Origin of the sequence: Leptolyngbya sp. Heron Island J (genome assembly GCF_000482245.1) — a bacterium.
Taxonomy (GTDB): domain Bacteria; phylum Cyanobacteriota; class Cyanobacteriia; order Phormidesmidales; family Phormidesmidaceae; genus Leptothoe.
On the sequence record NZ_AWNH01000045.1, the window covers coordinates 24,842 to 50,220 of the forward strand.

Consider the following 25,379-nt stretch of genomic DNA (forward strand, 5'->3'; position numbering starts at 1 on the left):
GCTACCGGTGAGCTAGCTTTGGATTTTACCTGAGCTACGCTTACTTTTTAATCTTTAAAGCCTGTTTTCAGGGGTATTCCCCCTCTGGAAGCAGGTTTTTGTATTAGGTAACGTAGTTTTGAAGGTTAAAGAAAATCTCAAGAACTCTGAGTAGGATGTCACACCTGTGTAAAAAATAATACTTGGTCGATGGGATGCTGCTCGTATGCGTGACCGATGTTGGAGACACTTTGAGGCTATATGATGCTTGTTTGGCCAGTTGAAATCATTCGTTTCCCTGCGATCTCAGGTCGTTCAGCCCAGTGGCTTCCCTGGTAGCGCGGCTGGCATCATTCGCCAGTCGTTCAGTCGCTGTAGCCTATGCCCTGGGGCTGGCAGGTTGCCAAGTAGCTGCCCAGTTACCAGCAACCTCGGGTGGACGACAGGTAGCGAGTTCCCGTTCAGTGATTGTTCAACTATTTGAATGGCGCTGGTCAGATGTTGCCCAGGAATGTGAGACCTGGCTAGGGCCTTATGGTTATGGTGCCGTACAGATTTCGCCACCCCACGAGCATCGAGTCATTGCGCAAGAGACAATGCCATTTCCCTGGTATCAGCGCTATGAACCGGTGAGCTATAGGCTATCAAGCCGCAGCGGCAATCGGGCAGCGCTTGCTAATATGGTGAGTCGCTGCCATAGCGCTGGGGTAGACGTGTATGCCGATGTGGTCATCAATTCTCTGGCTCTAGCGAATGACAGCACTGCCCAAATGGTGGACTATAGCAGCCGCTGGGAGGGTTCTCAAGGTGTTGATGACGATACCCTCGACATCAGCAGTGATTTAACTGATCCCTATGCTACCGAGGTCTATGACAATGCTGAAGCAGCTACTAGAGCAATACACACCAGCCAGTTAGATTATCCCCAGGATCTGGATACGGGAAGTGAGCAGGTGCAAGCTGCGATCACAGCTGCCATGAATGAGCTACTATCCCTGGGTGTGGCAGGATTTCGTATTGATGCAGCCCACCGTATTCCACCACAGCATTTAGCTAAAATTTTGCGCCGTTTGCATCCGCTCAATAGCAAGTTTCATCCCGAAGGCGGTCGACCTTTTATCTATCAAGCCGTCAGTGGCACTGACGCAGCCCAACCTAGTGATTATTTTAGCAATGGAGCAGTGACCGAATTTCGCTATGGTCGTAATCTCGGTGAGCAAATACTCTACGGCGAGTTAAAAAATCTGGTGCTCTTTGGCGAAGCCTGGGGACTCATCCCCAGTCATAAAGCAATCGTGTTTACGGATAACCACATCACTCAGCGGAGTCGCGATCGTAATATCGTCACGTTCTATGCACCGGCAGACAACGGAGCCAGCTACCGCCTAGCCAACATCTTTATGCTAGCCTGGCCCTATGGCACCCCCAAAATCATGTCCAGCTATGATTGGCCACGAGAGCAGGGTAATTGGGTCGGCCCACCAGCCGATGCACAGGGGCAAACCTTACCGGTGAACTGCGGTGACGGCTGGGTGTGTGAACATCGCTGGTCTGATATCGCCAATATGGTGGAATTTCGCAATGTCACCCAAGGCAACCCTAGCGTCATTCATTGGTGGGATAACGGCAATAACCAAATCGCATTTGCCCGAGGCAATCGCGGCTTTGTTGTGATCAATAACGACAATAGCGTCCTGAGTGAAACATTAATGACGGGTCTGCCAGCTGGCAGCTACTGCAACATCTTATCCAAACCGACCTCGGTTGATTCGGTCGGAGATACCCTAGCAAGCTGCGATACAGTCATCGTCGTCGATACCGAAGGCAACGCCACATTTGCAATAGCACCACAGCAAGCAGTCGCACTGCATATCAAAGCCCGTCTCTAGCCTGGGTTGGTTCACAGCTATGTTGTGACTCCGTATAAATAAGCGTTGAAAACCCGACCGACTATGTACGGTTTTCAATCAATTTGTTTCTCTAGTTGCGTTGATACGCTAAAGCTAAGGACGTATCTGTAAGGAATCTCAACTCATGCCCGTTAATAAAGATCCGCGCCCACCGCGCTCTCGACAAATTAGCAACCTACTGTTTTTGTTAGGAGCCATTTTGTTGACAGCAAATATCTTTCTACCGATTCAGCGCACACCGCGTACTCCTTACAGCATGTTTCTTCATCAGGTGCAGGAGCATGAGGTTATCCAAGCATCGGTCGGCCAAAATGAAATTCGCTATCAGGTCAAAAATGAGCTAGGAGAGCCTGGTGCGGTTTATTCCACCACACCGATTTTTGACCTAAAGTTACCCGATTTGCTCGAAGCTAATGGTGTGGAGTTCGCAGCAATGCCACCCCCTCAAAATCAATGGATTGGTAGTTTGTTGAGTTGGGTGATTCCACCGTTAATCTTTATTGCTGTATGGCGCTTTTTCTTAGCCAGAGGCGGTGGTCCCCAAGGAGCCCTCTCCATTGGTAAAAGCAAGGCTAAGGTATATGTAGAAGATGAAGCGACCAAAATCACCTTTGAAGATGTTGCAGGGGTAGAAGAGGCCAAAACCGAGCTAGTAGAAATTGTTGACTTCCTCAAAACCCCCAAGCGGTTTACTGAAATTGGGGCCAAAATCCCTAAAGGTGTCTTGTTAGTCGGCCCTCCAGGAACGGGGAAGACATTGCTAGCCAAGGCAGTAGCAGGCGAAGCGGGAGTTCCCTTCTTTAGTATTTCGGGGTCTGAGTTTATTGAGCTGTTTGTGGGTGTGGGTTCTTCACGAGTACGAGATTTGTTTGAGCAGGCTAAAAAGCAGGCTCCCTGTATTGTCTTTATCGATGAGCTTGACGCCATTGGTAAGTCTCGGGCGTCCGGTGGTTTTTATGGTGGTAACGATGAGCGTGAGCAGACTCTCAACCAGTTACTAACAGAAATGGATGGGTTTAGTGCAGGTGACAATACTATTATTGTTTTAGCCGCAACAAACCGTCCTGAGACCTTAGACCAAGCGTTGTTGCGTCCGGGGCGATTTGATCGTCAGGTGCTAGTAGATCGTCCAGACTTGAAGGGCCGCGAAGCAATTCTCACAATTCATGCCCAAGAGGTAAAGCTGGGAGATGATGTTAATTTGAATGCGATCGCAACTCGAACTCCTGGATTTGCCGGTGCCGACCTAGCAAATCTAGTCAACGAAGCGGCACTGCTGGCCGCTCGCAACAATCGTCAAGCCGTCATCCAGGCCGACTTTGCCGAAGCCATTGAGCGCGTAGTCGCCGGCCTAGAGAAAAAGAGCCGCGTTCTCAACGAGAAAGAGAAGAAAATTGTCGCTTACCACGAGGTAGGCCATGCCATGGTAGGTGCCCTAATGGAAGATAGTGGCCAGGTCGAGAAAATCTCTATCGTGCCACGCGGCATGGCAGCCTTAGGCTATACGCTCCAGCTCCCAACTGAAGATCGATTTCTTCGAAGTGCCGAAGAACTAAAAGGTCAAATTGCCACACTGTTGGGCGGGCGATCTGCCGAAGAAGTTGTCTTTGGTTCAATTACGACCGGTGCCGCCAATGACCTACAGCGGGCTACAGAAGTAGCAGAGCAAATGGTCACCACCTACGGTATGAGCGAAGTACTAGGCCCCTTAGCTTATGACAAGGGGCAGCAAACCTCATTTTTAGACAGCGGCATGCCCAATGCACGTCGTAATATGAGTGAAGCCACAGCTAGAGAAATTGATGCTGAAGTCAAAGGTTTGGTAGAAGCAGCCCATGAGCAAGCATTAAATATTCTGCGAAACAATCGAGAACTGTTAGAAAGCATTTCACAACAGTTACTCAAAGAGGAAGTTATTGAAGGAGATGAACTCCGATCCATGCTTGCACAAGTCAAGCCACTGGTTACGGCCTAACTTCTTGTTGATCTTCGTTCTCTCTGCTTGGCATGAGATTTAGAAACTTTTATTCTTTGCCCCAGGGAGTTCCCTGGGGCTTTTTTGTTATCGCAGTTGAGAGAATTGTTAGGGTAACTTAGAAATCCTGAAACTTTGATACCTCAGGTATCTTCCTCATTTCTCCGCCCTCATTCTTCCGACCTGCACATAATGGCTGTGGCTCACCAATCCCATACCCTTGCCCATAATTAATATTTAACTTGCGGAGTCTGGCCAAAATCATATCGTCCTCAACAAACTCCGCAATTGTTTTCATGCCCATCATAGTAGCGACCTGATTAACCATGTCCACAATGGTTTGAATATAAGGTTCTTTATCGATATTGCGAATCAAATCTCCATCAATCTTCAGATAGTCAACCGGCAGACTTCGCAGATATCCAAAAGAAGAAACACCGCTACCAAAGTCGTCTAGAGCAAAGCTAACTCCCAGGTTTTTCAAAGTGGTAATGAATTTTAGAGCCTGGTCAAGCTGAGAGATCGTAGTTGTTTCAGTGATTTCAAAACATAGCATTTCTGCTGGCATCGAAGATTGTTGCAACAGTTCTATCACAAATGCAGTGAACTGTTCATCACTCAAGCTACTACCCGAGAGATTAATTGCCACCATAGTTGTTGCCTGAGGATAATAGTGATAGTAATTTGTCAGCACTGTTTTAACCACCCAGCGGTCAATCAGCCCGACCATATCATAGCGCTCAGCCATAGGTATAAAAAGATTGGGGTGCACAACCTTACCCTGTTCATCAGTTAACCGTAATAAGATCTCAACGTGGTGATACTCCTCATCAAAAAGCGAGATAATTGGCTGCGCCATTAAGTGGAATCGATTTTCTTCAATGGCCTGAGGAATATTAGCAATCTGAACTAACTCAAGATGCCGCCGATCAAGCTCTGTATCGTCATAATCAGCAAGATAAACCCGACCCCGCCCTAAATCCTTAGCCTTATAACAAGCCAAATCGGCTCGACTGAGTAATTCAACAACATTATAAGCATCACCTAAGATCGGCACTAGCCCAATGCTCACACCTACCTGGAACTGACGCCCTTGCCATGTGAACTGGTAGTCTTTTATTTTGTCCACCAAAGCCTGAGAAATTATTTTTCCCTGCTCTAAGGAACATCCTTCCAACAATAATCCAAACTCATCTCCCCCCAGCCGACCTAAACTATCAGAGCTACGAATATTCTGTTGTAACAACCGAGCCAGTTCTGCCAACAGCTGATCACCCACTAAATGACCCGCTGTATCGTTCACAACTTTAAACTGATCCAAGTCCAAGTAGCCCAACACCGACTGAATCCTCTGTTCTCTGGCACGTTTGATCGCCTGTCGTAGACGTGTATCAAACTCATTCCGGTTAATTAGTCCTGTGAGTGGATCGTAAGTAGCTTGGTAAGCAATGGTTTGCGTGAGGTTATACTCTTCTGTTATTTCTCTCTGTACACCCCGATAGCCCTGAAATTCATTATGCTTATCAAATAACGGACGGGCATTGAGCTTAAAGATGCGCAAAGCTTTATTCGATGTATGTAAGCGCAGGGTTAAATTTTCAAGCGGCTGGTGTTGATGTAAGTGCTCATCAAATCGCTCCCAGTCTGCCTCTAGATTAGGAATAGGAGCCAGGGCTTGACGGAGAGTTTTATCGGTTAGGTCTTCGTCTTGAAGATAATGGAAATTACCAGATAAATAGGAAATCCTCAAGTCTTTATCTAGCTCCCAAAACAGATCGGAGCCCAGATGCGCTAAATCACGATAACGCTCTTCATTTTCTCGCAGGAGCCTTGCCTGGTAAGTACGGCAACGATAAACAATCATGAGCAACACGCAAACCCATAGACTGGTTAAGAATAAACTAATTGTCAACCATATAATCATTGGGCTGTGTCGTGACTCTTGCCTAGGTAGCTGAACCAAAGAGGAGGTGTTTGTTACTTCCAACACCTGAGAAGCAATTTGTGCATTTGTAGTTTGCAATGATGCAGTAATCTTTAACTGCAAGTAACAAGGCTTAGGTGAGACTGTATGATACCAACCGTGGACTCCGAGCGAATTGCTGTATGTGGATAACAACAACCAAAGATTAAGAGCAGTCGCACCAGCCAGAGGAGTCTTGAAAAGGTGCCATAAAATGACAGAAAGATTAATCACAGGTTCAAACAAATAATGGCTAATGCTGGCGAGAAACTGGCGCTCCTTGAGAGCCTGACCAGTACTCAAAAATTTGAGCTATAATCTCATATCAGCTATCATCCGCAGTAAACTGTACTCAAAATAGTACAACTTGGTTGATGTCTCCCATAACCATGGTTCGTATTTAAAGTGAATGGGCTTTTCAATAGCCCATCCAAACTATTGGACTCCTCGATCAAAACTATAGTAGCTGCATTACACAGACCAGTTGTATGCTGCAAAGATGTATTTAATTTTCACGAATAGTGGCCGCTTGAGCGAGCAGTGACTCAGCAAATGCAATCCCTTCTTGATGGGAGCGACCACCTGCCAGCTGGGCAAGTTCTTCTCGGCGAGCCGTAGCATCAAGATCCGTAACCCTCACAACTGTACGCTCGCTCGCCTTCTTTTTACCGTCAGTAACAACTTGTTTATCCACATGAAAGTGGGCATCCGCCATGGCTGCAACTAAGGGTTGGTGGGTGACACAAAGAACCTGACGATGCTGACTGAGCTGATAGAGCTTTTCTGCAATAGTTTGCGCTACACGTCCTGAGACGCCTACATCAATTTCGTCGAAAATTAGGGTACCAATGGGATCCACCTTCGTAAAACAGGCCTTGAAAGCGAGAAGAAATCGACTCATTTCTCCTCCAGAAGCAGTTTCAGTCAGGGGCTTTAAGGGCTCGCCTGGATTAGGACTAAAGAGAAATTCAACTTCGTCGGCACCATGGGACTGGGGGGTAGTCGCCCGTAGCTCAGCTTTAAACTTGACCCGTTCCATAGCCAAGGGCTTAAGTTCTTCAACCAGCTGCGATTCCAAACGTTTAGCTGCTTTTTTTCGAAGTTTTGTAAGCTTGAGACATTCAGCATTGAGTGTGGCTTGGCCCTGCTCGTGGGTAGATTCTAGGACCTCAATAGACTGACCATCACCATTAAGGGCATCTAGAGCCACCTGTATTTCTTGATAATACTCAATGAGTTCAGGTAAATCACGGCCATATTTCCGGCATAGCTGTTTGAGGTAGCTCATGCGAGCCTCAACATCGGCTAAGCGCACTGGATCGGTTTCCAGATTTTCACCATAGGTATTGATCTGCCGACCCGCTTCTTCCACCTGAGCCAAAGCATCACTCACTAGATCAAGCATGGGCGTCACTTGCTCGTCAAAGCGCTGCATCGAACTGAGTAGCTGTTCTACACGTCCCAATAAGTCAGAACAGCTATCAAAGCTACCATCACTTTCGTAGAGAATTTGATAAGCGTCATAACTCTGCTTCTGCAATTCCACACTGTGACTGAGGCGCTGGTGCTCCTGCTTTAAGTGATCTAGCTCATCAGGATCTTCTAAGTTGGCACTGCTCAGGTCCTGGGCATGATACTCAAACAGATCTAGCTGTTGCTGCCGTTGCTGTTCAGCACGACGTCGGCGATCGAGAGCTTGTTTAGCATTAATGGCAGCGGTATAGGCCTGAGCTACTACCTGACGTTGTTGCAACTGCTGGCTACCGGCAAATCCATCGAGCCAATCCCGCTGCGCATCCAAGGAACCGAGCTGCACAGTTTGGCCTTGGGCGGTAATTTCTACTAGAAGACGACGCAACTCTTCTAATTGATTTTTTTTGACAACAACATCATTTAACCAGCTACGACTGCGAACACTGCCTCTTCCTGTGGTTAGTTCTCGACTACAGCGGACACCATCGCCATTGAGTGGAATATCGTTAGCTGTTAACCACTCGGCAACGGGAGCAGGAGCTTGAAATATAGCTTCAATTAGGGCTTTTCTTTCGCCTGTGCGTACTAGACGACCACTGGCTTTTCCGCCTAATACTGTATCAATAGCATCAAGAATAATAGATTTACCAGCTCCTGTTTCGCCAGTCAGAACATTGAGGCCAGGCTTTAGCGATAGTTCTAGCTGATCGATCAGGGTGAAATTATCGATTTTTAAGGAGGTTAGCATGGCCATTGCCTCCTGAGCCAATTGAATTGTGGATAGGTGTGACGACTAGAGCAGATCACAGTTGAGGATAGCCAAATAACGGAATTGCTCGGCGGCCGAGCTTATCAATTTTACTGCGGATTTTTTACTGTGAAAATTAAGTGGAATATCCAGCTAGCGCTTCTCTGAAGCAATTTTTATGGAATTTTGTATAGGCTTAGTCAATGGGAGGATCAGCAAAATGGATGTGGTATGGACAGGCATCTGACGGATTATGGCCAAGGACTTCGGTTTCTGCGACTGTCATTCTTCCACAGCGCAACCTATCCTGGCATTAGCGCTGGCATTAACAATAGTTGATGAGGATCAGGGAGAGTCACTTGTTACAATAGTTAACAATAGATATGCTTGATGCTAGATTGAGGCGTCAATGCTGGTCCAGTCATACTGCGACCGTACTTATTTAGAAGCCTTATTACAAAAGGATAGAGTCTATGCATGCTGCACCAACGTTCTCTAGCTTAGATGACCGTTCAGGGTCGCCAGTACAGTCTGTCGATCAGTTGCTGACTTATGACCCAGCTGCGATCGCACATTACTATCGCTCACGCCCTCTACAGATTTTTCTACGCCTAGTCGAACTGGTGTGGACCTTCCTTGGATTTAGTTTAGATCTGCTGTGGGATCGACAGACAGGACGCCAAGCCTCCAATGAGGTTAAGCGAGCCATCCAGTTGCGCGAAGTACTGACTAAGCTAGGCCCTGCGTACATCAAAATTGGTCAAGCTTTATCAACACGCCCCGATTTGGTGCCTCCCGCTTTTATGGGAGAGTTAGTCAAGCTGCAGGACCAAATCCCTCCATTCTCCAACGAAATCGCTTTTCGGCTGATTAAAGAAGACCTGGGGCAAATACCTCAGGATATCTACGCAGAAATTTCGCCCAACCCTGTAGCAGCTGCTTCCCTAGGACAGGTCTATAAAGGAAAACTTAAAACTGGCGCAGAGGTCGCCATCAAAGTTCAGCGGCCCGGACTTACTGCACAAATTACCCGTGATATTTATCTACTGAGACGATTAGCCCAATGGGCCTGTAACAACCTCAGCGTAGTGCGCAGCGATTTAGTCAGCATCATGGATGAATTTGGTGCTCGCATTTTTGAAGAGATGGACTATACCCACGAAGGGGAAAATGCCCAACGATTTGAGTCTCTCTACGGCTATCTGCCTAATATTATTGTGCCGAAAATTTATACAGAGCTGACCGCTCGCCGGGTACTTACCATGGAGTGGATCAATGGCACTAAGCTCACCGAACCGGAAATACTCGAAGCCAAAGGCCTAAAAGCAACTGAGATTGTTGAAATTGGTGTGCAATGTTCCCTTAGACAGCTTTTGGAACATGGCTTCTTTCATGCCGATCCTCACCCCGGCAACCTGCTAGTAACCGACGATGGTCAGCTAGCCTATCTAGATTTTGGCATGATGTGCAGCGTAGAAAGCTATCAGCGCTACGGTCTAATCGAAGCGATTGTCCATATGGTCAATCGTGATTTTGAAGGGCTTGCCAATGATTATGTCAAGCTAGAATTTCTTACCCCAGAAACGGATCTCAGCCCCATTATTCCAGCGCTGGCTACTGTATTTAACAATGCTTTAGGCGCTTCAGTAGCAGAGCTAAACCTTAAAAGCATTACGGATGAATTTTCCGCCCTAATGTATGAATATCCGTTCCGGGTACCGGCTTACTATGCACTGATTATTCGTTCTCTAGTAACTTTAGATGGCATTGCTATCAGCGTTGATCCGGACTTTAAGGTACTGAGCAAAGCTTATCCCTATGTCGCTAAGCGGCTGCTCACCGATCCTGCACCTGAGTTACGCCAGTCTCTGCAGGAGCTATTGTTCAAAGATGGTGATTTCCGCTGGAATCGTCTAGAGAATCTACTGCGCAATGCACGGTCCAGTCAAGACTATGACCTGGAAAAGGTTTTACAGCAGACAATTGATTACCTGTTCTCAGAACGGGGCAACCATATTCGTGATCACATTGCGGACGAATTGGCCAAAAGTCTGGATCAATTCGGCCACAGCTTAGTTCAACGGCTGCAAGCAGCTGTCAGCAATGAAGAATCAGCCAATGCATCCGTTGCCCCAGGTCAATCTGGTAAAGAATGGGAGCACATCAGTCGTATTGTGAGCCTTTTGGGAGAAACCAAAGGCATGAGTGGCGGCACCGTTGTCAGACTGGTACCCCAAGTGCTCAGCAAACCAGAAACTCGTCAAATGGGACAGCGGGTCGCTCGCAACCTGGCTCAGCGTGCAGCAGCTAGATTGCTTCGCACCCTGTTTCTCCACAACACCAGCACCCCCCAAGTGGCGGTGAATACGCCGCTACTGTCTGCACAAAAGTCAGCCTAAAATCTGACAACTGCAACCGTTAGAGAAATAAAAAATATTGGGAGCTGATTTAGGGCGTAAGCATCAGCTCCATGGGTTCTAACTAGGGTGACTGTGTCTCGTTCTGCCGCTCCAGTTCTTCTTGCTCTAGCCTCAGCTTTTTTTCTAACGCTTGAATTTCATCACGTCGGGCCGCGGTTTCCAAGGCCCGACGTCTAATTTCTTGACTCTGCAGAGTGAGAGACTGACGCCACTGCTCAGCCCGTTCTACTTCCTGATGAAAGAACTGGGGAGTGACCCCCTGTGTCAAAAACTGAGAAACTAAATCTAACACCCAATCTGTTGCTTCTTGGATTTCAACCACCTGATTAGACGCATCAAGTTCAACCAAGACCAAGGTGCCTTCGTTAAAATTTACCGGTAGCGTAGATAAAATTTCTTGATCCCCGATCGATAGTTCCCAAAGATAGTCTTCGAGCTGACGCGCTAGAAACTGTAAAACAAGCGCGCCCTCAGACGTTGTGTGGCAAACCTTGGCCAAGTGCTGCATGGTTGGATAAGCAAACGGCTAAAACCTAGTATACCCTTACCCCCTACGCCCTTTATCTGCTCTGTCGGGGAGGTTCGTCAAGATTTCGCACGTACCCCGTATAAAGGAACACAATCTTGATATTACTGGCTTCACAAAACAGACAATATGTCTAGCTGAGAATTTTCGTCAAATTGAACTTTGTCAATGACTAGGACTGTTTTAGTTAAATATGATTTAAATTCCATCAAAAAAGTCTTTGCGTTCCGGATACTTTTTGCTAGGCCCAACGTCTGGGTAAATAGAGTGCACTACTTCAGGTACTTCTTCCTAGAAGTAAGTGGTCTGTTTGGCCAAATACCTCCTCATGTCGCTAATGGATGTAGGAAGTATTCTAAACAGGCATGCGAGTAGACGCCCCAAGGCAATTGCCTTTAGGGACTACGATACTGGTAGATTAGGGTTCCAAACGTTATGTCTTTCCATAATGCACAGCCGCATAAAAGTAGCTCGTCCGATAGTCATAAGACTTTAGCTGGTTGGTCACCACCTCTTGAGCTCACCTGTGAAGAGTCGGCATCGGTTGCAGCCTCTGATCAAGGATTATCGGCCTCTTCAGGTTATGACGAAGAGGTTCGGTTTGAGCTTTTAAGCGCTTATATCGATGATGAGGTGTCCTCTGAGGAACGGCAACTGGTTGCCCAGTGGCTGATGTATGACCCAAATATGCAGCAGATGTATCAGCGTCTGCTCAGACTACGCCAGGCTATTCGCACAGCGCCTGTGCCAGAGCAACCACCGTTACAGGTACCTGGCCCATCCCATCAATCTTGGGCAACGTTGTCGACAAGGACACTGCATCGGGCTTTGGTATGTGCCCTTGCGATCGCGCTTCTTGGCGGCTTTACTCAATTCAGTACTACCACCGGACGTCAGCAGCTCAAAGAAGCTTGGCAATTCATCAAATCTTTACCCCAGGGAACCTTGATAGAACTCGCGTCCACCACGAATGCTCCATCGGTAGGCTCCATTAAGTGAGCACTACCATCCAAGAAGCATCGCTCAACAAACAAGTTGATCTGATTAGATAGTCTGGATTTTACTGTTCTAACTCCCGGCAAATACCAAAAACTGAAGTAAATCCATGTAAAAACGTTGTGTTCCCAACCGGCCCAATTTCACCACTGCAAAAGAACCCACCCAAAGGTATGGGCCCTAGCTGCTGATTAAACTGCTGAGTGTCACAGCTAGGTAAATCAAATAAATTAGTACCCCGGCCATTACAGGCAAACAACAGCGCCCCAGCGGGAGAAACACGAGTTTGATTATCTAGGCGGTAGGTTTCCAGTAGCGTTTTCAGTTCGTCCTTAGCCGTATGAGCATCTCGCAAATGAAATTGGATGCGTTGGCCTGGGCGAATCCGGTCAGCAATAGCAATTGCTCCCACTTTTGGATCAACCCCTACCAAATTACGAATCAAAAAATCGCCCTGGCCCAACGCCTGCTTAAAACTACTTTGGGCTAAACCAATAAATAATGACTCCTGGGCCAGCTGACGATCCGTTTCATCCAAATCCTGGAACAGCTCTTGTAATGCTTCAAGGGGGGTTTGAGCATCTGCTTCGTCTTGGGAAGCCTGAGCAGCGACTTTAGTAACCACATTACGATCCCCTTCGACCACACGAAACGTTGGACCAATAGGTCGACAACCTTGAGCCACAATGGCATCAATCACAATGTTGCCAGAAAGGGCCACCCCAACTACACCTTGGCGATATAGTTGCTGCCCACAAAATAAACCGCAGCTCCGACTAATACTCTCAATACCGGCAAGGCCACCAACCTTGATTGACTCTGGGTAGGCAAAGTCTAACCCTTGTAATAGATCATTCATACCGGAAGCAAACGGGTCCGCCATCAGCAAAAAATGAGGTTTGTCTGCTGGAGAGACCCCAATGATTTCAGTCCATTCACTCGGGGGACTGTCTAGATCCGGCAACTCTTCAATGGATAAATGGAACCCCTGTATATTGACATCGGGTAAACAGGCAACCGTCAGGCTGATCCCTGCAGTTTCTTCAACCTCAAGCAAATGACCTGCACCGGTTCTACCAATGACACCACTACCACTGCAACCAATAATATGCGCTCCACCAAGCGGTCCTTTTAACAAAGGTAAGACTCGGGAATACTCGCTGGCGAAAGCTGATGAAATAAAGATAATTGCTAAATTAGGTGCCGCCTCTAGCTGAGTTAATACCCGTTCAACTACCTCTCTCAGGGCTAACTCTAGTGAAGGATGGGTAGAGACAGCATTAGCCCATTTCATGGCGTTTAGTGGCGATGATGGCAAACTCAATACTCTAAAAAATAAAGATAGTAACAGTCTAGCTCCAGGGATACAGGCTTAAGACCTAATAGCAGGGGCCCCTGTGTAAACCCAACATCATAATCCCAGGGTTAAGACAGCATACCTAAGGTATCGGTGGCTCCCACAAGTAGGTCTTTCCCAATAAATCTGGGTATTTGATGCAGGGCTTTAAGCATACCTTGGGCATGCATCAGTTCTATTAATTACAAAATGCTTCTTTAGATACAACTAGTTTGAAAAAACCGAGGCTACCATAGAAAAGTAGACCACCTCTAACGCTATGCTACTTTTGGTGGGGACCTCCAAGCAGGCCACGAAAAGTCAGCTATAAGCACACTTTCAAGTTCAATACTTCGTTGAAAGTAAAGGTAAATAACTTAAAGCTATGAGCGATATCCAAGAAAAAATTTCTGAAGAGATCAAAGCAGCCCGCGATGTCTGCAGCACTGATGGCGGTAACTCCGAAACCTGTGCAGCTGCGTGGGATGCAGTGGAAGAACTTCAGGCTGAAGCTTCACACCAGCGTGAGGCCTCTAAGCCCAAAACCAATTTTGAAACATACTGCGATGAAAATCCCGACGCAGATGAATGCCGTATCTATGAAGACTAAGCGCCATCTAGCCTGGTCCAACCAAGCTGATTGATGGCCCTAGCACTGAAGATGTAATTGTCTCAGATATATTGAGGCCGAGTTTTCTTACACTAAGGACTCGGCCTTAGTTATAGGCGGTTTCAGGCCTGGATAATGGCACGCTCACTTGCTGTGTTTGGGCTCTACGATGTTAATCTAGAGGGCGTTTTGATAACGCTTCATGATGTTTATGCCGAGTTCTGCACTACTACAGTCACTAGTTTGGACAGACTATCGGCTGGCTGTAGTCTTCACAGTGCTGTTGCCGCTGGTCCTTTTGGTGTGGGCACTGGTAGCCCAAGCAGAGGTAATACAGCAGCTGCTAGTGATTTATTGGAAGGTTTCCAGTCTCCTAGCGATCACTGTATATCTGATGATTGCTGGTCTGCCCTTTAGTTTTTTAACGGCTGCCATGGCACGGGTCATGATGCCCATATCACTGTGGTTTTGGGCTGATCTTAATGAGGAAATTCGGGAACAGCCATTTTCCTGGCTTAAGCTTATATTTACAGCCTGGCGTTGGGCATTAACGTTTTATTGTGGTGCAGGAGTACTGTTTCAACTGCCATTTCTGCGCTGTGGGTTTGCCCGGACAGCCTTTGCCAGTGATAGCTGTCAGGTTTGGTTAGAGGCCCCAAAATTGTTTAGACAGTCCTTTCATGCTGGTTTTACACCTGGGTTTCTCGGATTTTGGGCAATTTTAGCCTTAATTATCTATATACTCACCCTGAGCTACTTCATCTTTTTCAAACTAGGGCGTCAAGGACGGTCAGCCTTAAATCAGTAGGTTATGACAATTTCAATTGAAAAGCAGCTTGAACAGTACACGCTTCAGCATCCACAAGAGGTTTTGCTAGTAGCTGCTGAGGTGAATGGAGAATTAGATGAAGTCTTAATATTTAGAGGATTCTCTAGTTCTTTGATGCGACCAACATCTTCAGATCCTGATGTGCCTGTGTTACCTGATAGTGCAGTAATTACTGGCATCGATCGTTTACTAGGTCCTTACCAGCCAGAGCAGCCTAATTACATTGAACGACAGCTAAGCTGGGCAGAGTTTTCACAACGGTTAACTCCTAACTAGTTCTCCAGTCTACACGCGTTACGTTCAAGACCTGTCACAATGGATACCAGCTACGATACCCTAGAGCATTCTTGCAAATGGTCTCCTCTGCAGGTTTGACATATTGATAGCTCTAAAGCGCGATTTTTCCTCTGTTATGCATCAAACGCAAGATTTACATGTGGTTGAAACTCGACCACTGATCAGTCCCGCTCTGCTTCATGCGGAACTGCCTTTAACCCAATCGGCGGCAGCCCTGGTGGCTGGAACTCGAGATCGCATCCGCAACATTCTCTACAACGAGGATCGTCGTCTGCTGGTAATCGTCGGCCCCTGCTCTGTGCATGATGTTGAAGCAGCCCACGATTACGGTCGGCGACTTGTGAAACTACGACATGCCCTAGCCGACCAACTAGAAATTGTCATGCGGGTCTACTTTGAAAAACCCCGCACCAATATTGGCTGGAAAGGTCTGATCAACGATCCTCACCTCGATGGCAGCTATGACATTAACCAGGGGCTGCGGTTAGCGCGTCAGCTCTTAATTGATTTAGCTGAAATGGGTTTACCAGCCGCCACAGAACTTTTGGACCCAATCACTCCTCAATATATTGCTGACGTCATTTCCTGGACAGCCATCGGAGCCAGAACCACTGAAAGTCAAACCCATCGAGAAATGGCATCCGGTCTATCGATGCCCATTGGTTTCAAGAACAATACTGATGGCAGTTTACAGGCAGCCACCAATGCCATGATGGCCGCAAGCCGTGCCCATCATTTTCTGGGAATCAACCACAGTGGATTGGCCAGCATTGTTGCAACGACTGGTAATCCAGACGGACATTTAGTGCTGCGTGGCGGGAAAAATGGTCCTAACTACAATCTGCAAAACGTTGAACAAGCTGTAGAGCAGCTGGCTCAAGCCGGTCTCAATCCTCGTTTGATGGTGGACTGTAGTCATGCAAATGCCAATAAACAGCATCAGCAACAGGCTGTAGTACTCACCAACATAGCGGAACAGCTAAAGACAGGTTCTCGCCATATTCTCGGGATAATGATTGAAAGTCACATCAAAGCTGGTCGACAGTCAATTCCCGAGAACTTAGATGAGCTTGTTTATGGTCAGAGCATTACCGATGCCTGTGTTGATTTTGAAACTACCCAAGGCATGCTAGAACAGCTGGCAGCCGCAGTAGAACCTCATTTGTCAACCGCATCTCTTTAGAAAAGTGGCAGGGTGATATTAATGCTGACTCCATAAATCGTGTCGTCAAAATTAACGTTTGAGCGAGACGAACGACCAAATCGAAATCCGGTAAAAAGACTAACACGGGTAGTGCTAGACAGATCGTGGCTGAACTGGGCAAGCACTTGATGGTACGTGTCATGGCGAGCTGTTTCAGTGTAATCGTCTAGAAACAGCTGGTAAAGAAGGCTAACGCGGGTTTGAGGATCAAATCCATAATTCAAAGAACCTGTGGCAATCTGGCTAAACCGGCTAAACTCTTCTGGATCGCTGTAGCTTAAACGTGCCTGATAGTAGGTATCTAGCCAAGTGCGGTTGTTTAGAATGTCACGACGGCTCAGTAGCAGTTCAATGTAGTCAGCCGTAAAAAAGGAGTCGCTACCAGGTGTACTGAGGTTCTGGTAGCGCCAGTTAATTTGACCGTAGCTACGCTGACCCAAGCGCTGACGAATACCGGCCTGGAACTGTAGTTCGTTGTAATCAACTACAGATAAATCTTCGTATCGAGCCAAATTAGCTTCAGCGCTCAGAACTAAATTGGTGGTGTCAGAAATACGAGGAAAGGCAAAAATGCCAATACCTGTTTGGTAAATACGATCGTCAATGGGATCAGGGGTACGAAACAGGTTGTTCCCCCCATAAATATTGCCGCGTCCAGTTAAAAAGACGGTGGTTTGACGGGTTGGCTCCGGCTCTACCTCCAGAGGCACATCTTCTGTCGGGCGAATACGTAATACGCCGAGTTCGCTATCAATACCGATGGGTTGCGATCTCAATCGCAAAATCCCTAGCTCATCATCGATTACATCACTATCGTCACTATCGTCATCAGTTTGCTGCTCATGCTCCGACTCTAGCGGCTCATTATCATCAGCCTCCTCACTAAGGCTGCCATCGCCATGATTATCAGCCAACACCTGTAAAGATTCATCAAGATATCGCGACCAATACCGACAGAGTACAGACGATGACGCTAGTAGAGGTGATGCACAGTCCCACTGCGTAGAAGACTCTGCATCCTCCTTACCTAAGGAATCTGAGTGAGCAGATGCAGGTATTAACTGGGCTGAAATATCGAGCTGATGTGAAGTCTTGGCACCTTTTACCAAAGCCATCGCATTGGAGCGGTCAGCAACATCTGCGACCCCAATCACTTCATTCTGAGCATTAACGCCGTAGCCCAGCAATCCCCAGCTGCCCAAACACAGGGCCAAAACTCGGATACCTGCCAATTGCCTAGACAACAGCCCCATCATTTATGTTCCATAGCAAGTATTAGCCCGCTTATCCATCTGCCATCATCCAGCACACGAGACAGTGCTAACCAACTGTTGTGCCCCAAAAAACACGCATTTGTCACTATAGTTCATAGGAACCACTCGATTAGTGGTTTGGGTCTAACGACTGCAGCTTAAGTACTGAAACATATTGCCCAGACGTAAGAAAATACTGAATGTTCAGGAAAAAGACTAAGTAAATTACAAGATTTGAGGCTTTCTTTAAAGAAAGGGTAAATAGAACTATGGCCATCACCCCAGAAAGTTAGGTACTATTACTAATGGAGCAGAGTAAAAGTACCTGCTCGGTGCATTGCCCAGTACTTCTGCCCATTAGCCCCTGCCTTACTATGTGCAAAGTTTCTGCTCGCTGGTATTCCCTTCTACTGGGTGCTGCATTTGTATTTGGCGTTCCCAGTGTGGCTTTTGCTCAAACGTCACTTACTTGGGCTAGAGTCGAGCGCTTGCGTAATCGGGTTCATCTTATCCCCAGCAATCGTTCAGCACGATTAGCCAGAGTTGAAGACGTGCTGAACGTCGGTGATGCCCTACGTACAGCTTTATCATCACGGGCTGAACTTCGCTTTAATGATGGCTCCTTAGCACGGGTCGGCGAACAAGCTACTTTTCGCTTCACTCCTGACACTCGCAATTTTCAACTTTCCAACGGGACTGTCTTACTATTGATTCCCCCCGGTCGTGGCCGTACCACCATACAGACACCCAACGCCGTTACAGGAATTCAAGGCTCTGCATTGTTCGTTCGAGTTCGTTGCCTGGCTGACCTGACTGCTGAAGGTTATTGCTCATCGCCGGTGACCCTAGTTGGTGCTCTGACGAATAATCCAGCTGGGCCAATGATTGCTTACAACGAGAGCGGTTCACAGCAACACTCCATCTATGCTGGACAAATGATTGTCATTGAAGGGGACACCATTACCCAGCGACACGAGTTTGATCTGAGAACGTTTTATCAAACCAGCGGCTTAGTTGAAGGTTTACAGCTAGACAGCCCAACCCCACCTGAAACCTTATCTGAAGACCTTCAGGGCGTCTGGCAGGAAATTCAAGATGCCCTTGAGCTTCAAGGCGACTTTGATCAAGGCGACTCAGCGGAAACAGTGGTAGTAAATCCAGGTTTTGTTGCCCCAGGAATTGTTAGTGCTGCTGATGTAGATGGGTTGAACGAGTTTATCTTTTCAGAGTTCCCTAATTTTGACGCATCACCGGCAGCGATGTTCCACAACCAGAATACCGAAGAACAAGTTGCCACATCCCAACCGGTGCAGACATATCCAACCTCGGCTGAAATAGTAGGTAGTAGTAGTACTGAAGACGGCTCAGTGGTCCCCGTAACCAGCTCTAGAGTTAGAAATGCCCTGAGCACAGATTCGCCTGTAGGGCAGCCTGCTCAACCATCTGCTGTTGAACAGCCTCCAGTTGTCACCGTGGAACCCAGACCTGTAGTACCTGAAGTGCCATCAGAACCTGTGGTTGATCCAACTCCAGTGGTTACTAATCCAGTTGACCCTATTGCTAATCCAGTTGACCCCATCACTAAACCAGGAGGGGAATTGGCTCCTACTGTTCCACCTGAACCTGTAGCGCCACCTACGGTTACACCAAATCCAACTGTTCCCGAAACACCCAACATACCTAACGAGACACCGAATCCTGGAGCAGGCCCCACACCAATTGCGGCTGATCAAGACGTTGTACCTACAACACCCCCACCCATTGCTCAACCCAACCCAGATATTACACCCAATGAGCCGCCACCCAATGTAGTTCCTGAAGCGGATCAGGTGCCAGACCGTGAAATTCCTCCAGATGGTTCATTTGATTGGGCTCAGCAGCAACCACCAGACGGAGCGAATAATCCCGAAGCTGTATTTCCTGGATTAAATTAGCTTAGCAACAGCCATCACTCAGTTCAGACTTCTAGCAAACACTTAGCCCAGAACTGCTTGCTCACCTGAAAGGAGCTGTGGAGCTAACCTTTGCAGATTAGGATTCGTTCTCTTTATTATCCAGGGCCGTGGTAGCATCTGGTGGTTTATAATTCTTATCCCAATCCGTCGGCAATATCACTGTCGACACTTTAGCGTCTGTATTATTCACTGGTTCTATTGCAGGCAACTCTTTATCGGGAGACTCTTCTGACAACCCCTCTATTTTTAACTGCCGCAGATCTTTAAGCACGGCTTTTGCAGTTGAGTAGCGCTGGTTAAAATCATAGCGCACCATTTTCTCAATGACTTTAGCCAAACCGGGCTCCAAGTTAGGTATTTTATCAGTCCACAGTATCTCGCCGTGAGAGTTTCGTTGAAGAGTGTGGGGAGGCAACCCAGTAAGCGCTTCGATAGCAGTAATTCCAAGGGCATATAGATCGCTACTAAAGTTAGGTAGCCCCGCAGATTGTTCACTGGGCATGTACCCCTGGGTACCAATGCCAACGGTCGAAGTAATGCGGGCATTGGTATCTGTTAATTGATTGGAAATTTGCTTTACGGCACCAAAGTCGATTAGCACATAGCGACTATCACTATGGCGAGCAATAATGTTGGATGGCTTGATATCTCGGTGAATCACACCTTGCTCGTGGACGGCTTGAATTACCGGTAAAAGATCGAGTAAAAATTGTGCGGCGGCCCGTTGTGACATTGGCTGCTGCGGGTCCAGCACGTCCTTAAGTAATGTTCCTTCAATCATCTCTTGCACCAGATAGAAGGAATAGTTAACTTCAAAATACGCTAGTAGACGTGGAATTTGATCATGCTCACCTAACCGCTCCAAAGTGGCTGCTTCTGATGCGAATAAACGCTGGGCTAGCTGATGTGCTCGAGGATTATCACTGACAATTTTTAATTGTTTAACGACACAGATAGGACAGCCGGGCCGCTGCATATCCTGGGCCAGATAAGTATCGCCAAATCCCCCTGCGCCTAAAATTTTAGTAATTCGATAGCGATCGCTCAGGAGAGTGCCGATCATTTTACTCTCATGGGTTGTGAGCAAATCTTTAAAGTCATCCTGTTGACTAATAATCTCTTGCACAATGGGAGATGTCACATAGCGTGCCAGTGTACTGCGTAATGTCTTTTTATGCAGTTGTTCACTAAAGAACCCAATCACAAAGTCTGCCGTTGCAAAACCTAATACACCTACAACAGGTATTGCGATAGGAATAATCAGCCCCCCTGTCGTAAAAATAACAAAACTAACTACCCCCCAGGCAATACCTGCAACTGCGGCAACTATTAGACGACGAAAGGGGGTTTGAGAGGAGATTTTACTGATAACAGCTGCCATCCCTCCTAGCCAAACAGTGACGATCAGAGCACTTAACCAGGGTTTTTGAGCAACAGAATAAAGTGCTAGATCATCGCGAAGTGTTGCAACAGTATTCGCTAAGATTTCCACCCCGGCCATGGGAGTTGGGTATAATAAACTTTTAGAAAATGGAGCTGCATGAAAGTCTTGATGCAGTGAGGCAGTAGAACCAACTAGAACAATCTTATTCTCAAAAAACCGACCATTATCCAGCTGAGTTTTCCAAAGCTCATCATCCAAAATGTACCAAAAAGGGACATGCTGAAAAGTTTTGGCAGGTCCATGGAAGAATATGTGATCGCCGCTATTTCTGTAGTCCGTAATTTCGGCAGCTTCAAGGGTTGCTTCAGGAAAACTCAACACATCAGGTTCGGCACTGTCGTTTACGGTAAGTTCTTCCCCTAAGAGATTGGCTTCCAGGACTTCAAGGGTCTTCAAAAATTCCCGACTAATACGATGAATTTTGCCATTGGGCTCAATGGGAAAGTTAATGGCTCCGACTTGAACTGGTAGCTCACGAAATTCAGGTAAGGGGAGTGTCGGCTGCAATAACGAACCTTGCCTCAAATCAATATCGCCATACTGTGCAGCCAAAACCACTTGTGAGCCTTGTTTGGCTAGGACTTCAGCAAAGATTCTGTCATCCTCTGGACCATAGCTACTGGGTTGGGCAAAAACGATGTCTAGTGCGATCGCATCTGCTCCCGCATCCACAAGCTTTTGCACAGCGAAGGCATAGGTCGAGCGTGGCCATGGCCATGAACTAATGGCGGCCAATTCGGGGTATGACTCAGGCTGATCTAAATAATGTTGCCCTTGGGATAGAGATTCTTCATCAATGGCCAAGATAACGATATCTTCGGGTGCTGGCATCACTCCTCGAATTTCCCACATTAGAGCCTGACCTTGATGCTCCAATGAACGGACGATATTCAAATTGCAACCTGTGACTAACGCAGTTGAACCAATCAGTACAATATTTAGACAAGCTCGCCATCGTCGCGCAAGATGTATCTTCGGCATAAATCTACGCAGACGATCTTGGGATGTCAGCGTAGCCGTGATGTCTGCTCCATCTTGTTTCATCCGTATAAAAGCAAATATCTAGATACTGTACAAATCAACACAAAAGATGATGCACCCTGTATAAAAATAAAACTTGATTCTGCCCTCAGCAGCCACTTAATCTGAATATTTTCAGTATTTATAAAATGCAGTGTATAAAATTACATAAACTGTGGGATAGTAATACGGTCTTAGCTCAGAAATCTAACACTATGATAGCTTGAAGCCTTTATAAGCAGTCTATATCTGTGGTTCCTGGAAGCCGTCGATAGGCTATCTGAAACACCCTACAGGTAGGTGTCAGTTCTATTTTAAGTGGGCTATGGATTTAATAGGCTTGAGCGCAGCTAGAGGAAGGTAAAGAGGCATCCACACGATAGTCAGATCTGCCTTATAGTAGTAACCTGCCCTTTCTGCACAGAGGTTGTAAATGTAAGTTTCAATATGTTCGATACATGACCAGTCTAGGTTACGAAGCTTTCTTAGATAGTCATTGTGGTTCGCCGAATCAGTTGTCCGTACAACAAAGCGCGTTTATGTGCTGAAATTGAGCATTCTAAATGAAAAGGTATGGATACAAAGCTCTATGAATTTTTATGAGTGTTCTACATATACGAGGCAGGTGATGAACGTCTAGTCGACTAATCAATTTAAGTTGAAACAGTCAAGCCCATCTAAATTTTGATTTTTGATTATTTATATATCGTCACCCACAAACCCTACATGAGTTGGTTTTAGTTATCTATCATGAATTAGTGGCCTGTATATTTTCTTACATCGTTGGTTACGTACAGGCGATTGATGACGAAATCAAAGCTTGTAGTTGCTCTTCTTATATTAGCTTCTGGACTATTTCTAAGTAGCTATTCCGATTGTTTGATCCTCGGCTACAGCTATTGAGTTTCCAGTTATTGTTATTGTTTTACTTCTATGCATACGCAACCGCTAAGCCGACTTTCTATATTTGTAGACGGGAATAATATGTTTTACGCCCAGCAAAAAAACGGCTGGTTTTTTGACCCTAAGCGTGTTCTTGAATACTTTACAAACGAAACAGTCCCCTCGACTTTAATCAACGCTTTTTGGTATACGGGACTCAAAGATCCGCAGGATCAGCGTGGTTTTCGTGATGCCCTGATTAGCCTCGGGTATACGGTACGTACAAAAATTTTGAAAGAGTATTACGACGACAACTCTGGACGCTATTCGCAAAAAGCGAACCTAGATATTGAAATCGTTGTTGATATGTTTAATACAGCCGCACAATATGATCGAGTCGTCCTCTTCAGTGGTGATGGAGATTTTGAACGGGCTATCGAATTGCTGCGGTCTAAAAATACGCACATTACCGTAGTATCTACGGAAGGTATGATTGCGCGAGAATTACGAAATGCTACGGATCGCTATATCGATCTAAATTCAGTTAGAAATTATATAGAAAAGGATTAACACCTTAATTTTAACACTTTAACTTTAAAGCACAACGCTGGCCATCAGAGTTGTTCACGACCGTGTGGAGCCTTCAGGGCTACAAGGTCTGGCCCTACAGGGATAATTCCTCCTGGATTTAGTGGAAACAGATTACCAAAGTAATCCCGTTTGATGGCCTCAACGTCACAGGTGGCTGCAATATTGGATAGCTGATAAATGTCCCGCACATAGCCACTAAGATGCTCATAGTCAGCAATACGACGACGGTTACACTTAAATAAACCGTAATAAGCTACATCAAAACGAATCAAGGTCGTGAATAAACGAACATCGGCCAGCGTCAATCGATTGCCACAAAGGTAGCGCTGGCTCGCCAATGTATCATCGATTACATCTAATGTCTCAAACACTTCATTGCAGGCTGCTTCATAGGCCACCTGGGTTTGAGCAAATCCACACCGGTAAACACCGTTATTGACGGTGGCATAAATGCGTTCATTCCAGACATTGATGTCACCTTGCAACTTAGCAGGGTACAGGTCTAGCTCAGGTTGAGTTGCCCAATCGTTAAATGCGTTATTTAGGATTTCGATAATTTCTGCACTCTCGTTGTTGATAATTGTGTTTGTCTGGCTGTCCCAAAGAACGGGAACCGTAGCTCGCCCCTGGTATCCTGGCTGGGCTTTAGCGTAAAACTGAGGCATGGTACGACAATTCAAGGACTCTATTGCAGAGGGATGATCAAATACCCAGCATCCTTCATCCCCTGAGGGGGAAACAACAGTGATCGGGATAATCGTGTCTAATCCTTTAAGAGCCCGAACAATCAGGGTACGATGAGCCCATGGGCAACCCATGCCGACGATCAAACGATAGCGTTGAGCCGTAGCTGGAAACTTCTCGGAGGGGATGCGATCGCAAAATCCACTGTTCGGTCGCTGATACGCCCCTGTCCGATCACTCGGTGCCATCTGAGACATCATCATGCGCCAAAGGGTAGTCCAAATAGTCTTGGCAGTGCGGATGAGTAGAGTGGGAGGAAGAGCCATGGAATTATGGACGATGGAGAGGATGGGTGAGCAATACCCACCATAGTTATATCTTGAGGCCTAACTACGCCGTTTCGACCAAGCCCGCAGAATCGGGATATTGGCAATTTGGTCCGGTTGAATACTATCCCAATCTAACCCTTGAGGTTTGGGATGGTTATTGTCAGTAGCCAAACAACGTGTGGGGGTGACAATCAAATCCAACCCCCAGTCGTGGGGCTGCATCGGTAGTAATGCTGTATCAACGACCTGTAAATCATGGACAGTGGTCACAATGGGGGTATCTTCTGCAATCAGGTCACACTCTCGTAGCATAGCTAGTTCCAAATCAGCAAAACCGGCCCCTTTACCGGTACGACCACCATTTAGAGTCACAGCTACACACCCCACCACCACTAGCTCAATGGCCTGCATTTCGGCATACGTCATCAAGCGTCCATGGCTCATAGCACCGCCCATAGAAGCGGCCTCTTTTAGGGCCACACCTTTTTGTTCAAGGGCCGTCGCTGTTAATTCCACAAAACACTTTTTGCGAAACAGTCGAGGAACGGCCATATATAGGGTTTTGCCATCTACTAAAGCCTTCAACCGCACAGCTGTATGGGGTGAGTCAGGGTTGCACTTGATCACCTGAGCCCGTTGCCAAAGGCTAGTTTCCGCAAGTCGAGCGGCAGCCACCTCAGCCCCCAGAAAGTTAGGAATGTGACCAACTGGATCACGCCGGGTCGCCTTGTGGGCCTTCAGGGTAGACCAAATCCTCTGGCGGAGGGCATCTTTGCCAGTATGGCGACCGGACCAGGTTGAGTTGGACATGGAAATTACGTTTGCAGGATAGGCACAGACGGGAGTTGAGTTTAACACTTTTGTCTCCGCATCAATTTTGGCTGATCTCAAACCCATAGCCAACTGCAACCACTTGCTGAATGTTTTCTAAACCTTTGGGCTGAGTCATGCCACT

General features: G+C 46.8%; 18 protein-coding genes. 10 read left to right on the forward strand and 8 right to left on the reverse strand.

What is annotated here, in order from left to right; all coding sequences use genetic code 11:
* The first annotated feature begins 302 nt into the window (after positions 1-302).
* On the forward strand, positions 303-1,868 hold the full coding sequence (locus N836_RS52825) for an alpha-amylase (protein ID WP_023072924.1): 1,566 nt from the start codon (positions 303-305) through the stop codon (positions 1,866-1,868).
* A 145-nt stretch (positions 1,869-2,013) separates the two neighbouring features.
* On the forward strand, positions 2,014-3,864 hold the full coding sequence (gene ftsH, locus N836_RS52830; protein WP_023072925.1) for an ATP-dependent zinc metalloprotease FtsH: 1,851 nt from the start codon (positions 2,014-2,016) through the stop codon (positions 3,862-3,864).
* 118 nt (positions 3,865-3,982) lie between these two features.
* On the opposite strand, the gene N836_RS52835 is transcribed toward ftsH, so the two are convergent.
* Together N836_RS52835 and recN are read right to left on the reverse strand one after the other, a co-directional pair.
* A complete protein-coding gene (locus N836_RS52835; protein ID WP_235071093.1) occupies positions 3,983-5,728 on the reverse strand; it encodes an EAL domain-containing protein in 1,746 nt (581 codons plus the stop codon).
* A 604-nt stretch (positions 5,729-6,332) separates the two neighbouring features.
* Positions 6,333-8,048 carry a DNA repair protein RecN gene (gene recN / locus N836_RS52840; protein ID WP_031292775.1) on the reverse strand — a complete coding sequence of 572 codons (1,716 nt, stop codon included), beginning with the start codon at positions 8,046-8,048 and terminating at the stop codon, positions 6,333-6,335.
* Positions 8,049-8,521: 473 nt separating this feature from the next.
* On the opposite strand from recN, the gene N836_RS52845 reads away from it, so the two are divergent.
* Positions 8,522-10,447 (forward strand): ABC1 kinase family protein, encoded by a 1,926-nt coding sequence (locus tag N836_RS52845; protein WP_023072928.1) that lies wholly within the window; start codon positions 8,522-8,524, stop codon positions 10,445-10,447.
* An 82-nt stretch (positions 10,448-10,529) separates the two neighbouring features.
* Here N836_RS52845 and N836_RS52850 read toward each other — a convergent pair whose 3' ends face one another.
* The gene (locus tag N836_RS52850; RefSeq protein WP_023072929.1) at positions 10,530-10,976 is read right to left on the reverse strand and encodes a hypothetical protein; all 447 of its coding nucleotides are present in this window, start codon (positions 10,974-10,976) and stop codon (positions 10,530-10,532) included.
* Positions 10,977-11,429: 453 nt separating this feature from the next.
* Here N836_RS52850 and N836_RS73335 point away from each other — a divergent pair, with 453 nt between their 5' ends.
* Entirely contained in the window at positions 11,430-11,993 is a 564-nt protein-coding gene (locus N836_RS73335; RefSeq protein WP_023072930.1) for an anti-sigma factor family protein, read from the forward strand.
* Positions 11,994-12,054: 61 nt separating this feature from the next.
* On the opposite strand, the gene N836_RS52855 is transcribed toward N836_RS73335, so the two are convergent.
* Entirely contained in the window at positions 12,055-13,284 is a 1,230-nt protein-coding gene (locus N836_RS52855; protein WP_023072931.1) for an FIST signal transduction protein, read from the reverse strand.
* Between the two features lie 427 nt (positions 13,285-13,711).
* On the opposite strand from N836_RS52855, the gene N836_RS52860 reads away from it, so the two are divergent.
* The 4 genes from N836_RS52860 to N836_RS52875 all read left to right on the forward strand — a co-directional run bounded on the left by N836_RS52860 (position 13,712) and on the right by N836_RS52875 (position 16,245).
* Positions 13,712-13,936: a Calvin cycle protein CP12 gene (locus N836_RS52860; protein WP_023072932.1), complete on the forward strand. Its 225-nt coding sequence runs from the start codon at positions 13,712-13,714 to the stop codon at positions 13,934-13,936.
* A gap of 211 nt (positions 13,937-14,147) precedes the next feature.
* A complete protein-coding gene (locus N836_RS52865) occupies positions 14,148-14,744 on the forward strand; it encodes a DUF3177 family protein (RefSeq protein ID WP_031292777.1) in 597 nt (198 codons plus the stop codon).
* Positions 14,745-14,747: 3 nt separating this feature from the next.
* Positions 14,748-15,041, forward strand: coding sequence for a DUF7734 family protein (locus N836_RS52870; protein WP_023072934.1), 294 nt, complete (start codon positions 14,748-14,750; stop codon positions 15,039-15,041).
* 136 nt (positions 15,042-15,177) lie between these two features.
* Positions 15,178-16,245: a 3-deoxy-7-phosphoheptulonate synthase gene (locus tag N836_RS52875; protein WP_023072935.1), complete on the forward strand. Its 1,068-nt coding sequence runs from the start codon at positions 15,178-15,180 to the stop codon at positions 16,243-16,245.
* Here N836_RS52875 and N836_RS52880 read toward each other — a convergent pair.
* A complete protein-coding gene (locus N836_RS52880) occupies positions 16,242-17,510 on the reverse strand; it encodes a hypothetical protein (protein ID WP_152532141.1) in 1,269 nt (422 codons plus the stop codon). The genes N836_RS52875 and N836_RS52880 overlap by 4 nt on opposite strands.
* A gap of 383 nt (positions 17,511-17,893) precedes the next feature.
* Here N836_RS52880 and N836_RS73340 point away from each other — a divergent pair, with 383 nt between their 5' ends.
* A complete protein-coding gene (locus N836_RS73340) occupies positions 17,894-19,453 on the forward strand; it encodes a FecR family protein (protein ID WP_023072937.1) in 1,560 nt (519 codons plus the stop codon).
* Between the two features lie 97 nt (positions 19,454-19,550).
* Here the strand turns inward: N836_RS73340 and N836_RS52890 are convergent, their stop codons facing one another.
* The gene (locus N836_RS52890) at positions 19,551-21,962 is read right to left on the reverse strand and encodes a serine/threonine-protein kinase (RefSeq protein ID WP_023072938.1); all 2,412 of its coding nucleotides are present in this window, start codon (positions 21,960-21,962) and stop codon (positions 19,551-19,553) included.
* Between the two features lie 909 nt (positions 21,963-22,871).
* On the opposite strand from N836_RS52890, the gene N836_RS52895 reads away from it, so the two are divergent.
* On the forward strand, positions 22,872-23,390 hold the full coding sequence (locus N836_RS52895) for a LabA-like NYN domain-containing protein (RefSeq protein ID WP_031292780.1): 519 nt from the start codon (positions 22,872-22,874) through the stop codon (positions 23,388-23,390).
* Between the two features lie 44 nt (positions 23,391-23,434).
* Here N836_RS52895 and N836_RS52900 read toward each other — a convergent pair whose 3' ends face one another.
* Both N836_RS52900 and N836_RS52905 read right to left on the reverse strand, forming a co-directional pair.
* Entirely contained in the window at positions 23,435-24,421 is a 987-nt protein-coding gene (locus N836_RS52900; protein ID WP_023072940.1) for a glutathione S-transferase family protein, read from the reverse strand.
* Positions 24,422-24,481: 60 nt separating this feature from the next.
* A complete protein-coding gene (locus tag N836_RS52905) occupies positions 24,482-25,234 on the reverse strand; it encodes a 5-formyltetrahydrofolate cyclo-ligase (protein WP_031292782.1) in 753 nt (250 codons plus the stop codon).
* Positions 25,235-25,379 lie beyond the last annotated feature (145 nt).

Bases quoted from the DNA above. Each gene is read 5' to 3' on its own strand.
- N836_RS52835 (WP_235071093.1), bottom strand. From the start codon at position 5,728: ATGATTGTTTATCGTTGCCGTACTTACCAGGCAAGGCTCCTGCGAGAA.
- N836_RS73340 (WP_023072937.1), top strand. From the start codon at position 17,894: ATGTGCAAAGTTTCTGCTCGCTGGTATTCCCTTCTACTGGGTGCTGCA.
- N836_RS52890 (WP_023072938.1), bottom strand. From the start codon at position 21,962: ATGAAACAAGATGGAGCAGACATCACGGCTACGCTGACATCCCAAGAT.
- N836_RS52845 (WP_023072928.1), top strand. From the start codon at position 8,522: ATGCATGCTGCACCAACGTTCTCTAGCTTAGATGACCGTTCAGGGTCG.
- N836_RS52875 (WP_023072935.1), top strand. From the start codon at position 15,178: ATGCATCAAACGCAAGATTTACATGTGGTTGAAACTCGACCACTGATC.
- N836_RS52860 (WP_023072932.1), top strand. From the start codon at position 13,712: ATGAGCGATATCCAAGAAAAAATTTCTGAAGAGATCAAAGCAGCCCGC.
- N836_RS52855 (WP_023072931.1), bottom strand. From the start codon at position 13,284: ATGAAATGGGCTAATGCTGTCTCTACCCATCCTTCACTAGAGTTAGCC.
- N836_RS52870 (WP_023072934.1), top strand. From the start codon at position 14,748: ATGACAATTTCAATTGAAAAGCAGCTTGAACAGTACACGCTTCAGCAT.
- ftsH (WP_023072925.1), top strand. From the start codon at position 2,014: ATGCCCGTTAATAAAGATCCGCGCCCACCGCGCTCTCGACAAATTAGC.
- recN (WP_031292775.1), bottom strand. From the start codon at position 8,048: ATGCTAACCTCCTTAAAAATCGATAATTTCACCCTGATCGATCAGCTA.
- N836_RS73335 (WP_023072930.1), top strand. From the start codon at position 11,430: ATGTCTTTCCATAATGCACAGCCGCATAAAAGTAGCTCGTCCGATAGT.
- N836_RS52905 (WP_031292782.1), bottom strand. From the start codon at position 25,234: ATGTCCAACTCAACCTGGTCCGGTCGCCATACTGGCAAAGATGCCCTC.
- N836_RS52865 (WP_031292777.1), top strand. From the start codon at position 14,148: ATGCCGAGTTCTGCACTACTACAGTCACTAGTTTGGACAGACTATCGG.
- N836_RS52850 (WP_023072929.1), bottom strand. From the start codon at position 10,976: ATGCAGCACTTGGCCAAGGTTTGCCACACAACGTCTGAGGGCGCGCTT.
- N836_RS52900 (WP_023072940.1), bottom strand. From the start codon at position 24,421: ATGGCTCTTCCTCCCACTCTACTCATCCGCACTGCCAAGACTATTTGG.
- N836_RS52895 (WP_031292780.1), top strand. From the start codon at position 22,872: ATGCATACGCAACCGCTAAGCCGACTTTCTATATTTGTAGACGGGAAT.